Here is a 13447-nt window from a genome sequence, read left to right on the forward strand (position 1 = left end):
TAAATTTACTCTATGTGAAAACGCTTGTAAAGTAGATAAAGTTAAGTTTTTTTAATAATAATTTATAAAAGCGCTTTTTCAAAATTTCATAGAGCAAAGTGTTATTTAATATTGGCAAAAATTCTGCTTAAACAGTGGTTTTCTTTGAATAAAAACAGCATTTGACCATTTTTTGTTAACATTGAATAGCAAAAGTGTTTTTTAAAAAAATATTTTTAAAAGAAATAAAAAAATTGTTTTTAAACAAAACTTTTTGTATCGTATAAAAGACTGATAAAATTTGATAAATTTAGATAAGGGTTTTTAATTTGAAAATAAGCTTAACAGATTTAACTACAAAAATAGAAAAACAAGATTATATTGAAGACTTAGAAACTGTTAAATATGCAGAAATTAGTAAGTCAAAAGCCAGAATACAAGAGTTAGCGGCTAAATTAGTTGAAGAAACCAGAGCTGCGCTTAAGCATAGCTCATTAAGTCATGTTGCACTTGAAATAAGCGGGCAGAGACCAGTTGCCTTTGCTTTAGAAAGTAATATTATTAATTTGCCTTATAGTAACTACAAAAAGATTGCTAATTTTTTCGAAGAAGGTAAAGAATATCCTGTGGCCATTTATTTTGAAACTAAATCAGAATATTTAAATGCATCAGGGTTTAGAATTGACCAGATAGCAACAGAAGAAGAAATTGAACAAGATGAAACGGTTATTGTAGACAGACTGACAAATGCAATGCAGGAAAAAATTAAGCAGGTACGTGAATACCAAAAGCCTTCGACTTCAATCAAAAAGAAGTCGGTTACTAAAGAGCCAGCTGCTAAGAAAACTGATAAAACTAAGAAAAAAACTACCAAAAAGACTAAATAGAAATCCTTATTTTTTAATAGGGAACGGTTTTTAATTATTGCTTTAATAATGCTATTTTTAAGCTCAGCTATTCAAAAGATACTTTTTACAATATAATGGAGAAAGAAGCAGGAGGTCCGTTATGGTTAGCTGGAATCTACTTGGAGTTTTGTTATGGGTAATTATTATTCTGTATCTAGTTTTTGTTGTGCAAAATATTCGCAAGCGCCGAATTACTATGATTATCAAGAAGCACAGGCAGTTTAGCTGGCCTAATTTTCTAGTCGATGTTATTGAAGTAGTTGTTTTAATAGTCGGTATTGGCTGGCTTTTTAACAAAACGATGCTGGATAATCCTGACCTTGAAGATACCAGCAAAATAACAGCGCACATTACTTACGAACCCATTGTCATGAACACTGGGGAAGGTAATTCGAGTTACGTAACTATTAATTCGAAAAAGAAAAGGATTAGTACTCAGACTTTTACCTATTACAGACCAGGTAAGAAAATTAAGGTATCCAGCGATTTTGCTACCGTTGCATATGGCAAAAGCCCCTTGGATTTGAATGCCGCAAAAATTCCCTATGATAAAAAAGAGTTGCAGAAAATGGATCGTAAATATCAGCGTGCTTATGTTGCTATCTATACAGCCGACTATAAAAAAGTTTGGCAGAATGGGATCGGAATGCACGCTGGGCATAACGCTACGCGCTACTATTTAATTAGGATTCCGGATTCATCATTTATCAAAGAAAAGTAGAATTAACTTAAATAAAGCGCTTGCATAATTTTAAAAGTGTGCTATCCTTTATTTATATTGAAAATTTAAGTAGATTGTTACTATCAAATTAGGCGAGACTACTAGTAAAACTGATGAATTTTATATTATTCATCGGCTATTACTAGTAGTCTCTTTTTTTCGTAAAAAAGGAACAAAGATATGCGCCTTAAAAAAATTTTTAATAATAACAGCATTTTAGTTGATGTTGGGAAAGGACAAGAAGCAATTGTTTTCGGTAAGGGAGTGGGATTTGAACAAGGAAAAAACAGACATGTTGATACTAGTAAAATTCAGAAGATTTTTTATTTAGATAATAAGAAGGATAAAGAATCGTTTAATTATTTATTTCATAATATTCCGGCAGACATAATTGCAGCAGTTTTTGCAGTTATTGAAAATGCAAGAATAAATTATCATTTCCAAGTTTATGATTCGATTTATTTAACATTAAGTGAACATATAAATGGAGCTTATAAATTGCTTTTGGCAGGAAGGTACAAGGAAAATGAGATCCCGGATTTAAGTGCAAAGTATCCTGAAGAATATCAAATAGCAAAAGAAGCACTTGGGATTATTAACAATAAGTTAGACGTTGAGTTTCCAAATTCAGAGGTTAAAAGCATAGCTCTTCATTTTATCAATAGCAAGATTCCTAATGGCATTGCAAAGCATGAAGGCAAATCAAAATATATTTTTGACACCTCTAAATTGATTAATGTAGTGCTCAATGTGCTAGACAATAATAACGTTTATCAGAACAGCAGAAATAGGGATAGTTTCAGGCGATTTCTTATTCATCTGCAGTATCTGGCTAAAAGGCTCTGGCGACCACCAGAAAAGAAAGATTCTATTGATAAGAAGATTGAATGTGACATGATCAAAGCATATCCACGTTCGTATCATATAACTCAGGAAATCTTTCAGGCGTTAGACGCTGAATTTGATTTTCATCCTTCTGATGCAGAAAGAGTGTATTTTATCATTCATATTCATCAAATATTGGGGCAAAAAGAAAAGGAGTAAAAAATATGGTAACCAAGGAAGAAATTTCAATGGCCGGTTTTGAAATAGTTGCTTATGCAGGTGATGCCAAGACTGCACTAATTAAAGCTCTAGATGAAGCCAGAAGTGGCAACTACGATAAAGCAAGAGAATTAGTCAAAAGTGCAGATAGTTCGCTAAATGATGCTCATAATGCACAAACAAAATTAATGAGTAAAGAGGCTAGTGGTGAAGAAATGGAAACTACATTTATTATGAGCCATGGACAGGATACTTTGATGACTACAATGCTGCTAAGGGATGAGGCAAAGTATTTTATTGATTTATATGAAAAGTATAATTCCGCTTTAAAGGAATTGAATGAATTAAAAAATAAGTAATTAAGCGAGAAAGAGGTTTAAAAATGAATGCTGTAATTAAGCAAATAGAGAAAGCGCAGCCGTTCTTTCAAAAAGTCGCTGCCAATAAATATTTGCGTGCGGTAAGAGATGGCTTTATAGCTTTAATGCCAATCATTATCTTTTCAAGTATCTTTTTATTAATAGCAAATGTGCCTTTAATTTGGCACTTTGCCTGGCCCACTAAAGTGGCTAATGCTTTAAACATGTTTTACAACATGTCAATGGGCGTTTTAGCTTTGATGGCTTCTTCATCAGTTGCCAAGGCTTTAACTGATTCATTTAATCTCGACTTGCCCAAAACAGACCAGATTCCAACAGTAGGTGTGCAATTTACAGCTCAAGTTTCTTTTGTTTTAGTTGCTGTTGACACTTTAACTGATAAAATGAATAATCTGTATTTTGCAGTTGCGATGATCGGTACTAAAGGCTTAATTTGTGCTTTTTTAGTAGCATTTATAGTGCCTAACGTCTACTATCAATGTTTTAAGCATAACATCACAATTAAATTACCAGATGCAGTACCACAAAATATTGCAGGAGCTTTTAAGAATATTATTCCTTTTGCAATTAGTACATTTTTCTTCTGGATTTTTTCTTTAGCCTTTAGAGCTATGACTGGAACCAATTTAGCTGCTTGGATAATTCAGGTTTTATCACCTTTATTTACTGCAGCAGACGGGTATTTTGGTCTGGCAATAGTATATGGTGCGATGGCTTTCTTCTGGTTCATCGGAATTCAGGGACCATCCATTGTTGAGCCAGCAGTCACTGCTATTTATTTAAGCAATGTTGAATTAAACTTGTCGGCTTGGAAAGCTGGCAATATTGCTGGCGCCAACAGAATTTTGGCTCAGGGTACGCAATATTTTGTTGCTACTTTAGGTGGTACTGGTGCTACTTTAGTTATTACATTAATGTTTGCTTTCATGTCTAAGTCCAAGGAATTAAAAGCGGTTGGTCGAGCTGCTTCAATTCCAGTGCTATTCGGGGTCAATGAACCGATTTTATTTGGAGCGCCATTAATTTTGAATCCGGTCTTCTTTATCCCCTTCATTTTGACACCAATTGCCAACGTCTGGCTTTTCAAGATATTTGTTGATTTCTTCCACATGCCTGGTTTTATTTATAACCTTCCTTGGACTACACCAGGAACACTTGGATTAATAATGGGTACTGGGTTCTCAGTAGGTTCAATTATTTTGGCAATTTTGCTTTTAGTTGTAGATGTTGTAATGTACTACCCGTTTTTTAAAGCTTATGACATTCAAAAATGTGCTGAAGAAGCAGCGAAAGAAAATGCTGGCGCAAACAGTGCGGCTAATGAAGCTCAAATCGAAACTAATGCTAATAATAATGCGGAAACAGATAATTCAAGTAGTTCAGGATCAGAAAATAATGTTGCAAGTATAAGCAAGATTCCTTTAGCAAAAACAAAAGATGGTAAAAGTCTGAATGTTCTCGTACTTTGTGCTGGTGGTGGTACCAGTGGTATTTTAGCCAAAGCCTTAAACAAGTTAGCTGCTGAAAATAATCTACCGTTAGCAGTGGCCGCTACTTCATTTGGTGCTCACCATGATTTGCTTTCAGGAATGGACATCGTTATTTTGGCACCACAAATGAATGCGATGAAAGATGAACTGAAAAAAGAATGCGATAAGAATAACGCTAAGATGATTACGACTACCGGAAAGCAATATATTGATATGACGCAACATGCTGACAAGTGTCTAGATCTGATAATTGCTAACATTTCTGAATAAAGGAGATTAAAATGACTTTATTAAATAGAGTACAAAAATTACCTCACGATTTCGTATGGGGTGGTGCCACTGCAGCTTATCAAGTTGAAGGTAGCACTCAAGTTGATGGCAAGGGCAAAACTATGTGGGATGATTACCTCAAAAAGCAGGGCAGATTTTCACCAGATCCTGCCAGTGACTTTTACAACCGGTATCCAGAAGACATTAGGCTTGCCAAAAAATATGGCTTAAATGCAATTCGCGTTTCAATTGCCTCGACCAGGATTTTTCCTGAAGGTCACGGTCAAGTTAATCAAAGTGGCGTAGATTATTATCACAAACTATTTAAGGAATGTTTGGATAATGGTATTGAGCCATATGTTAGCTTGCATCACTTTGATAGTCCCAAAACTTTATTTGATAATGGTGACTGGTTAAACCGCAAGAATATTGATTATTTTGTGGACTATGCTAAGTTTTGCTTTAATGAATTTAAAGAAGTAAAAAACTGGTTTACTATTAATGAACTAATTTCTTTAGCATATTCACAATACATTGCCGGTACTTTTCCACCAAATCATCATTTTGACGTCACCAGTGCAATTCAGGCCGAACATAATGAATTAGTGGCACATGCCAGAGTAGTTAATTTATATAAAGAGATGGGTTTACCAGGCAGAATTGGCCTAATTCATGTAATTCAACCAGTATATCCAATATCAACCAGCACTGAAGATAAACATGCAGCTAAATTGCAAGACGCGTTTTTGAACAAATTTTTGCTTGACGGAACGTTCTTAGGCTATTATTCAGACGATACCATGGCATCAATTAATGAGATATTGCGTTTAAATAACGCGCATTTAGATATTCAAGACGGTGACTTGGACATTCTGGCTAAGGCAGCAAAGCAAAACGATATTTTTGGTTTGAATTATTATCAAAATCAGTTTATTAAGGCATATCATGGTGAAAGTGAGAACCACTTTAATGGTACAGGTGACAAGGGCACTTCTTCATTTAAGTTTAAAGGAGTAGGAGAAACTGTTAAAAAGCCGGGAGTCCCAACAACTGACTGGGACTGGAATATTTTCCCACAGGGCCTCTATGACACATTAAAGCGTATTAGTCGTGATTATCCTAACTGCAAAACAATTTATGTTACTGAAAATGGTTTAGGCTATAAGGATAAATTTGTCAGCCCAGATAAGATTATTGATGACACTCCCAGAATTGATTTTATTGATCAACACGTCGCAGCCCTCTTGAAGGCGCGCAGTGAGGGTGTTAATGTTCAAGGCTACTTTGTATGGTCACTGCAAGATCAATTTTCCTGGGCTAACGGCTACAATAAGCGTTATGGTTTATTTTATGTCGATTTCAAAACGCAGAAGCGTTACATTAAAAGGAGTGCTTTATGGTTTAAAGAATTAGCAGATACAATGAATAAATAGTAAAATTTAAGCAACTAACTTAGTTCAAACCCCGAAATTGAATAAATTCGGGGTTTTCTAATGGGCGAAAAAAAAGAAACTAAGTCCGATTGTGGCACTTAGTCCCTTATCTCAAATTTAAACTGTGATAAATCTACAATTTTACATTAACTGGAAATCCGTATGTTTTTCTTTTTACGAACTTGAACTAATAGATTACCTTCGACAAAGGCGAGAATAAAGCTGGCTGTTAAGAAGTCGACTACATTACCAGAAGAAAAGGCGGCCAGTAAAATAAAGCTGCTGGAAACAATTAAAGAACTGGCTAAATAGGTTCGTGCTGTCTTATATCTAAGCCATCTGTATGCTCCATAAATTAGTACTGCCAAATATGGTCCGACAAACAAGAGCATCCCCAGCCAGCCTAAAGAATATATTTGAGCGGCGAAATCGCGCTCTAAATTAAAGATGTTGTTTTCTCGAATGTATGATATGCCCAAAAATTTATCTAGTTTATTATTATTGGTTTTGACTACTTGATTAAGCATAGCCTTTTCAATGTGACGATTTTCCATTCGCGCTTGGCCCGGTTCATTCATAATTTTAAGCCAAAATTCGGGGTCGTATTGGTAAGGATAGCTTTTAAAGACAAACTTGGGATTAAGAGCATATTCCTGATAATTTTTCTTGATAAAGTAACGTAAAAAATCAGCTCTTTTTTCACCACTAGGATATTTTTGTAAGCCTGCAGCTAGTTCCTTTTTTTCATCAGTTAAGTCGTGGTCGGACTGCTTAGCCAGGTAAATTTCATAATTGTAACGCTGAATTGCAGGACCAAAAGGTAAAATCACTAGTGATCCTACTTCAATTAAGCATGCAACTAAAAACGCCTTGCCACCGTTTTTTATATCTTTAATCAAATATTTATGTAGGCCAAACAGAATGAGACCAATGATTATTCCTCCGATCAGACCAATAGCAGCCACTTTGGTGCCGATTTCGATCATTGCCAGAGCTTGCACTACATTTAATATAATGGTGTGCCAGTTAAATGAAGTGAAAAGATAGTAAAGCATAAGTGGCAGCAACATAAAGAGGACGGCTGAGATCATATTGGTAAAGTTGAAGAAACCTTTAGAGGCCATGTGCGAATAACCAATATTAGGATTAAAGAACCACTCAAAAATATTGGCACTAATCGTTCCTGTTTCGTACGATTTAAGAGAAATAACAAAAAGGTTGGAAAGAACGATAGTACCTGAAAAGAGTCCTGAAATGCCTTCAATCACCAGTTGCAATTGCTTTTGACTAAAATCTAATTCATCAGTTAAATAAAGCACTGTTAAAGGCAGCATCATTCTAATTAAATAAAAGATTTCTCCACTGGCAGTGTAGCCATAATTGTTGGGGCTGACACTGGTAAAGTGTTGCACATGCACTAAATGCAGTGCTGAATAGATGGCTAAAAGAACAATATAAACTAGCAGCCACTTTTCCCGTGATAGTTTCTGCCAGGAATTTTTCGAACTAAAATAAAGGCAAACTAAAGTTGCCACAGCTAAAATACGAATAATGGTAGGCAGAGTAAATGGTAAAATATTGGCTAGAGTGCCGTGATAAAACCAATATAAATCTAAAAAAGGTTGAATTAAAATGAACCAAAATAAGACAGTTCTTGCTTTTTCTTTCACTTTTTTCTCCATATCATAAATATTTTCATGGTTTAATTTTAGGCAAAAACGCAGCAAAAAAAAAGAGCAGTGAATCTTTATTCACTGTTTCTTAATTAAAAAATAGCTATTAATCTTTCTTCTTATCCGTATTTGCTTTTTCTTTAGCAGCTTTTTTAATTTTTTCTACTTTAACATCACTTTTGGCCAAAGCCTGAATTTCCTTAATTTTCTTTTTAGGAACGCTCTTTAAATTCTTAAAATTGACTACTATTTTTTGATTTAAGTCACTAACTGCAGTCTTATCAGTCGGATCATAATCAATAATTTTTAGCAGGGCAGAATTTTCGTAAATTTTTTCCACTTTACCAAGAAAAGGCTTGGTCAGCTCTTCTTCAGATTTGGCGCTAAGAATGTCATCTGCTTTCACATCTGCTTTTTTCATAATAAATTTTACTTCCTCTCTCACCCATGTTTCATTATAATAGAAAGATATTATTATAAAAGCGAATTGTTTTCAAGTAAAGGAAGCTTGGATTTTGCAAAAATTAATTTTAATTGCCGGGCCGAGTGGAGCCGGTAAAACAACTATTTCAGAATATTTAGCAAATAAGTTCGATATTCCCAGAGTTTTGACTCACACAACTAGGCCAATTAGACCGGGAGAAAGTGCCGAAAATTCTTATCATTTTGAAACTGATGCCAGTTTTAAAAAACTACATTTTTTTGAGCACGTTAAATACGGCTCATACCAATATGGATCGAGCAGAGAAGCGTTAGAAAATGCCTGGCTGGACCATGATGTAGTATCTTTGATTGTTGATATTAAGGGAGCTGCTTCATATTTAGCTGCAATCAATAGTCAAGTTTATTTTTTATACATTACTACCAGCTCTAAAGAAATGCTTGCTGAACGTTTACTAAAAAGAGGCGATAATCCTCATAAAATTAAAGAGCGATTAAGCGGCAGTGAACTAAATGTGTTACCTGATAACCTTAAAAAAGATGCCCACGTATTAATTAATGATGACTGGCAGAAGACTGAAAAAAAACTCCTCACCATTGTCACAGGCCTCAGAAAAACACTGAACTAATTAAATTACTTTTGTAAAAAAGTCCCTGTTTCAAAAATAAAATTCTTAACGTTTTGTAGCTCGTTTGAAACAAACGTGTAACATTGAATGAGTATTATAGAAAATGTCGAAGAAATAGGACGAGTGATTTCCAACTATCATTTGTTATATTTACGAACAATTTTCGCATATGAATTAGAAAAGAGTTTAATTTTGAAACACGGACATTCAAAGATATTAATTAGATTAATAACTGTCATAGCTTTGTTTTTCACTGGTGCAACTAGTGTAACAGTAGTTAGTGCTACTACAGTGAATGATGTCAGTGCCAGTGCAGTGACCAAAAAGCGGACAGCCGTAGCTAAATTAGCCAAAAAACAGGTTGGCAAAGGATATGTATATGGTGCTACAGGTCCTTATTCTTTTGATTGTTCTGGATTAGTACAATATGTTTATAAAAAAGCTGGAAATAAAACTTTACCACGAACTACTTATTCTCAAGTAACACAAGGTAAAAAAGTTTCATTAAAAAAATTGAAGAAGGGCGATTTGCTTTTCTGGGGTTCTTCCGCTGCCCCTTATCATGTTGGCATTTATGTTGGAGATAACCAATTTGTTCATGCAGCTACCCCAAGTCAAGGTGTTTTAAAACAATCACTTAGTGCATATTTCTATCCCTCCGCTGCAAAGCGTATATTAGACTAATTAAACTCTGATTCTGTATTTTAAAAATTGTAGGTACGTTCTTTCAGTTACAGTGAGCTGAAAGGGCTTTTTTACTTACCGGTATTATTATTGTAACCTTATTGTAACAATATGCGTGTAAAATTGATTTTGTAACATAGAAATAGAACTTAATTTTAAAACAACTTGATGCTAATACGGGGGGATTTTGGTTTTGAAAGTTAAAAGTAATCTGGTTAAATTTACTACTGCTGCGGCCTTAACTATTACTGGCTTTGGAATTGCGAATGCAGTTAATACTAGTTCTGCGGCTACTAATGTTAAAGCAGCTACAAACAAGCTAAAAATCAATTATGTTCCTGGATACGGCATTAATGTTTGGGATAATTATGAAAATCCGGCTTTTACTGGTAAAAGAATTAAGCATGGTAAAACGGTGCGGGTTTTGAGCAGAGCAATTGATAAAAAAGGCAACACTTGGTATCAAATTGGTGAGGGTCAATGGATTCAGGCTCGTTATACTGTCAAGCCGGGAACTAAAATTGCGAAAGTTCAAGCTAGAACTATTAAGAAAAAGAGTGTAAAGCAGGCAGAAAAAGTTGCTGATTTGGCAAAAGCCGAGGTTGGTAAATCTTATGCTTGGGGCGGAAACGGACCACAAGGTTTTGATTGCTCTGGTTTAGCTCAATATGTTTATAACAAGGCTACTGGCGTAAATCTAAGCCGTACAACTTATTCACAAGTTAAGCAGGGCAAAAAGGTTTCCCTGCAAAATTTAAAACCGGGTGATCTTTTGTTCTGGGGTTCCTCAACAGCACCATATCATGTAGGTATCTATGTTGGTGACAATCAGTATGTTCATGCTGCTACTCCGGCTCAAGGGGTTGTGAAAGAAAATTTAAGTTCTTATTTCTATCCGTCAGTTGCAAAACGTGTTCTTGAATAAAAGAAGATATTTTGAATAAATTAAAACACTTGGAAAATTTCTAAGTGTTTTTTTAGTACTGTTTGATTAGTGTAACTTGATTAAATATTTAAAGCGTCTAAAATAAAAATTGAATACTGATTTATGATCACATTTTTGCTATTTTGAAGGAGAAACCGATCTGATGAAGTGTAACTTTTGGAAAATGGGACTTGCTGCAGCATTGACGCTAACTGGAATTGCTGTGACTGCTCCACAAAAAGCCGTGGATGCTGCTACATTAAAAGAACCTGTCAAGCGGGTGCAAATTAGTTGTTTGCCCAATAAAAATGTCAAAATTTGGACGAATTATGAAGGTGGACAACTAATAAGTTTTCGTGCCAAAAATAAGAGCAAGTGGAATGTTGCTAAAACAGCGGTTGATCGCAAGGGCAAGCTATGGTATATGATTGGTGATAGTGAGTGGATTGAAGCTCGCTACACTGAGGACCTGGAAACTAAAGCTGATGCGAGAACCGCTCGTGAACAAGTAAAACCTGCTGTATCAAAAAAGAAAAATAAACAGGTAAAAGCTAAGAAAGCATTAAAAATACCAAAAAAACAAAAGATCCAAAAACAAAAAGTAGTTGTTCCCCATTTAAACAATGTTATTAAAAAGAAGAGCAATAAAAATAACGTAAATACAATTAATTTAGCTAATAATAGTGTTTCTGACAATGTTTCAAAGCGTGCTCAGGCTGTAGTCAATTTAGCTGAAAGTCAATTAGGTAAGGGCTATGCCTGGGGTGGCAACGGTCCAGATAATTATGATTGTTCTGGTTTGGTGCAGTATGTGTATAATCAAGCTGGTGGTGTAAAATTACCACGAGTAACAACTGACCAGGTAAAAGTTGGTCAAACAGTGGCAATGAGCCAGTTGCAGCCTGGAGATCTATTATATTGGGGCTCGACAGATGCTCCTTATCATGTTGGCATTTATGTTGGAAATAACCAGTACATTAGTGCTGCAACGCCGGAACAAGGCGTGGTATTGCAGTCAATCAGTTCATATTTTTATCCTTGTGTAGCAAAGCGTGTTCTCCAGTAATTAACTGGCAAAATTTGTGATCAAATTGACTTTGATTTGCTTTCCTAATGTCAATTTATATTAAAATAAAAGATTCTCATAGCAAAGTGAGAATCTTTTTATTTTATGTTATTTTAAATACCGCTTTTCTTCTAGACAATATAACCGGCAAATTGAGCTTGCTCTGTGGGCGACAGTCGTACAGCAATATGAACGCCATCATTTTGATAACTTTCTTTTAATACCTGGGCATTTTCGTGTAAATAAGATAAGATTTTCCCAGCAGACAAAGGCAGCAGCAAATTAATTTTTTTATAATTGGAAAAAATACGCTTCGTTATTAAGTCAGCAAGGGTTTCAATCGATTTAGTATCAATAGCCGAGTATAAAATGCCGCTGCCTTCAATTTGGGGATAATTTCGCTGCGACTTGTCGGCCTTATTGTAGGCAGTGATCATCGGAGTATTTTTAACACCAATTTCATTGAGCACATTTTGCGTGGTGCGAATCATTTGGATCATGTTGGGATCAGAGGCATCAACAACATTTATCAATAAGTCGGCATCTTTAACTTCTTGCAAAGTAGCTTTAAAAGATTCAATCAAATTATGAGGTAATTTAGAAATAAAACCAACTGTGTCTGAAAGAATAAAACTAAAATTATTTTCTAAGTCTATTCTGCGTACGTTTGTATCTAATGTGGCAAATAACATATTTTTCACAAAAACTTGTTTATCGCTATGTTTAGAAAATTCTTTTAGCAGTCCATTCATTGTGGTTGATTTGCCGGCATTGGTATAACCAACAAGTGCTACTTTTGGAATATGGTTTTGATTACGCCTTTTGGCTTTGATTTGTTCCTGCTTATCAATTGCTTGCAATTCCCTTTTTATAATAGAAATTTGTTTACCAATAGTACGCCGGTTCAATTCCAGTTTGGATTCACCAGCACCACGGTTGGTAAAGCCGCCGCCAGTTGAGCCACCATTACCGCGTTGCTGGTCTAAGGTATTTTCTGATGGGTGCAATCGTGGCAATTCATACTGCAAGCGTGCCAGTTGAACCTGCAGTTTTGCTTGCTTAGTGCGTGCTCTACTTGAAAATATTTCTAAAATTAATTCGGTACGATCAATTACTCGTAATTTAGTTAATTTCTCTAAGTTCCGAATTTGAACTGGCGTCAATTCATCATTAAGTACTAGAACTTTTGCTTTTAAACCGTGTGCCATATCCTTAATTTCATTGATTTTTCCTAAGCCAAAATAAGTGCCAGCAATTATATGCTCCTCATTTTGTCGAGCTTGTCCTACAACCTCCATGTTTGCTGCTTCTGTCAGGTTGGCCAGTTCGCTCATGTAGTAGTCAAAATTGGGATCATTTAAATTGGCGCCGGCAATAAATGCTTTGGTTTTTCGTGGAGTATTATCAATCATTTAATTCTCTTTCTGTACATAAAGTTATTAGTATTAATTTTTAAAAATTAAAAATTATTAATCCACATGTTTCATTCTTCTTTCGGGTTTATAATAGTTCAATTTTAATACAAATCGCTTAGTTTACCAAAAAGAAGAAGTAAAGTTACAACAGTTAAGTGCCTCAAAAAAGGCAAAGATACTCAAGGTCTCGTTTACGAAAACTGGGCTACTATACGTATGCTGGTTATAAAAATTATTAGTAAGCAAAACTCTAAAGTTTTTCATTTTTACAGACGAGTTACCGACAAAATTGTGCAAATGCAATTTATTCTAAATCAGAACAAGACGCAATTAAAGCGAGAATCCGTAACTCTTTATTATGTAACTCTTTATTATAGAAAATACAAAAG

General features: G+C 34.9%; 13 protein-coding genes. 10 read left to right on the forward strand and 3 right to left on the reverse strand.

What is annotated here, in order from left to right:
- The first annotated feature begins 308 nt into the window (after window positions 1-308).
- The 6 genes from AAA926_RS06255 to lacG all read left to right on the forward strand — a co-directional run bounded on the left by AAA926_RS06255 (window position 309) and on the right by lacG (window position 6225).
- Window positions 309-866 carry a polysaccharide deacetylase family protein gene (locus tag AAA926_RS06255; protein WP_198179849.1) on the forward strand — a complete coding sequence of 186 codons (558 nt, stop codon included), beginning with the start codon at window positions 309-311 and terminating at the stop codon, window positions 864-866.
- A gap of 121 nt (window positions 867-987) precedes the next feature.
- Window positions 988-1608, forward strand: a complete 621-nt coding sequence (locus AAA926_RS06260; protein ID WP_198179851.1) for an LVIS_2131 family protein — start codon at window positions 988-990, stop codon at window positions 1606-1608.
- Between the two features lie 180 nt (window positions 1609-1788).
- Window positions 1789-2652: a PRD domain-containing protein gene (locus AAA926_RS06265; protein WP_338212138.1), complete on the forward strand. Its 864-nt coding sequence runs from the start codon at window positions 1789-1791 to the stop codon at window positions 2650-2652.
- 5 nt (window positions 2653-2657) lie between these two features.
- The gene (locus tag AAA926_RS06270) at window positions 2658-3011 is read left to right on the forward strand and encodes a PTS lactose/cellobiose transporter subunit IIA (protein WP_265893045.1); all 354 of its coding nucleotides are present in this window, start codon (window positions 2658-2660) and stop codon (window positions 3009-3011) included.
- A gap of 23 nt (window positions 3012-3034) precedes the next feature.
- On the forward strand, window positions 3035-4792 hold the full coding sequence (locus AAA926_RS06275; RefSeq protein WP_338212139.1) for a PTS lactose transporter subunit IIBC: 1758 nt from the start codon (window positions 3035-3037) through the stop codon (window positions 4790-4792).
- 11 nt (window positions 4793-4803) lie between these two features.
- Window positions 4804-6225 carry a 6-phospho-beta-galactosidase gene (gene lacG, locus AAA926_RS06280; protein ID WP_265893047.1) on the forward strand — a complete coding sequence of 474 codons (1422 nt, stop codon included), beginning with the start codon at window positions 4804-4806 and terminating at the stop codon, window positions 6223-6225.
- A 146-nt stretch (window positions 6226-6371) separates the two neighbouring features.
- Here lacG and AAA926_RS06285 read toward each other — a convergent pair whose 3' ends face one another.
- Window positions 6372-7895 carry an O-antigen ligase family protein gene (locus AAA926_RS06285; RefSeq protein ID WP_338212140.1) on the reverse strand — a complete coding sequence of 508 codons (1524 nt, stop codon included), beginning with the start codon at window positions 7893-7895 and terminating at the stop codon, window positions 6372-6374.
- A 109-nt stretch (window positions 7896-8004) separates the two neighbouring features.
- Window positions 8005-8319 carry a DUF2187 domain-containing protein gene (locus AAA926_RS06290; protein ID WP_198179855.1) on the reverse strand — a complete coding sequence of 105 codons (315 nt, stop codon included), beginning with the start codon at window positions 8317-8319 and terminating at the stop codon, window positions 8005-8007.
- A gap of 94 nt (window positions 8320-8413) precedes the next feature.
- Here AAA926_RS06290 and AAA926_RS06295 point away from each other — a divergent pair, with 94 nt between their 5' ends.
- From AAA926_RS06295 to AAA926_RS06310, 4 genes are all read left to right on the forward strand, one after another.
- Entirely contained in the window at window positions 8414-8968 is a 555-nt protein-coding gene (locus tag AAA926_RS06295; protein ID WP_338212141.1) for a guanylate kinase, read from the forward strand.
- An 87-nt stretch (window positions 8969-9055) separates the two neighbouring features.
- Window positions 9056-9652, forward strand: a complete 597-nt coding sequence (locus AAA926_RS06300; protein ID WP_198179859.1) for a C40 family peptidase — start codon at window positions 9056-9058, stop codon at window positions 9650-9652.
- 193 nt (window positions 9653-9845) lie between these two features.
- Window positions 9846-10577 carry a C40 family peptidase gene (locus tag AAA926_RS06305; RefSeq protein WP_198179861.1) on the forward strand — a complete coding sequence of 244 codons (732 nt, stop codon included), beginning with the start codon at window positions 9846-9848 and terminating at the stop codon, window positions 10575-10577.
- A gap of 163 nt (window positions 10578-10740) precedes the next feature.
- On the forward strand, window positions 10741-11643 hold the full coding sequence (locus AAA926_RS06310; RefSeq protein WP_338212142.1) for a C40 family peptidase: 903 nt from the start codon (window positions 10741-10743) through the stop codon (window positions 11641-11643).
- A gap of 131 nt (window positions 11644-11774) precedes the next feature.
- Here AAA926_RS06310 and hflX read toward each other — a convergent pair whose 3' ends face one another.
- The gene (hflX, locus tag AAA926_RS06315; protein ID WP_338212143.1) at window positions 11775-13055 is read right to left on the reverse strand and encodes a GTPase HflX; all 1281 of its coding nucleotides are present in this window, start codon (window positions 13053-13055) and stop codon (window positions 11775-11777) included.
- Window positions 13056-13447 lie beyond the last annotated feature (392 nt).

The sequence above is a fragment of the Lactobacillus juensis genome, assembly GCF_036246285.1.
Taxonomy (GTDB): Bacteria; Bacillota; Bacilli; order Lactobacillales; family Lactobacillaceae; genus Lactobacillus; species Lactobacillus juensis.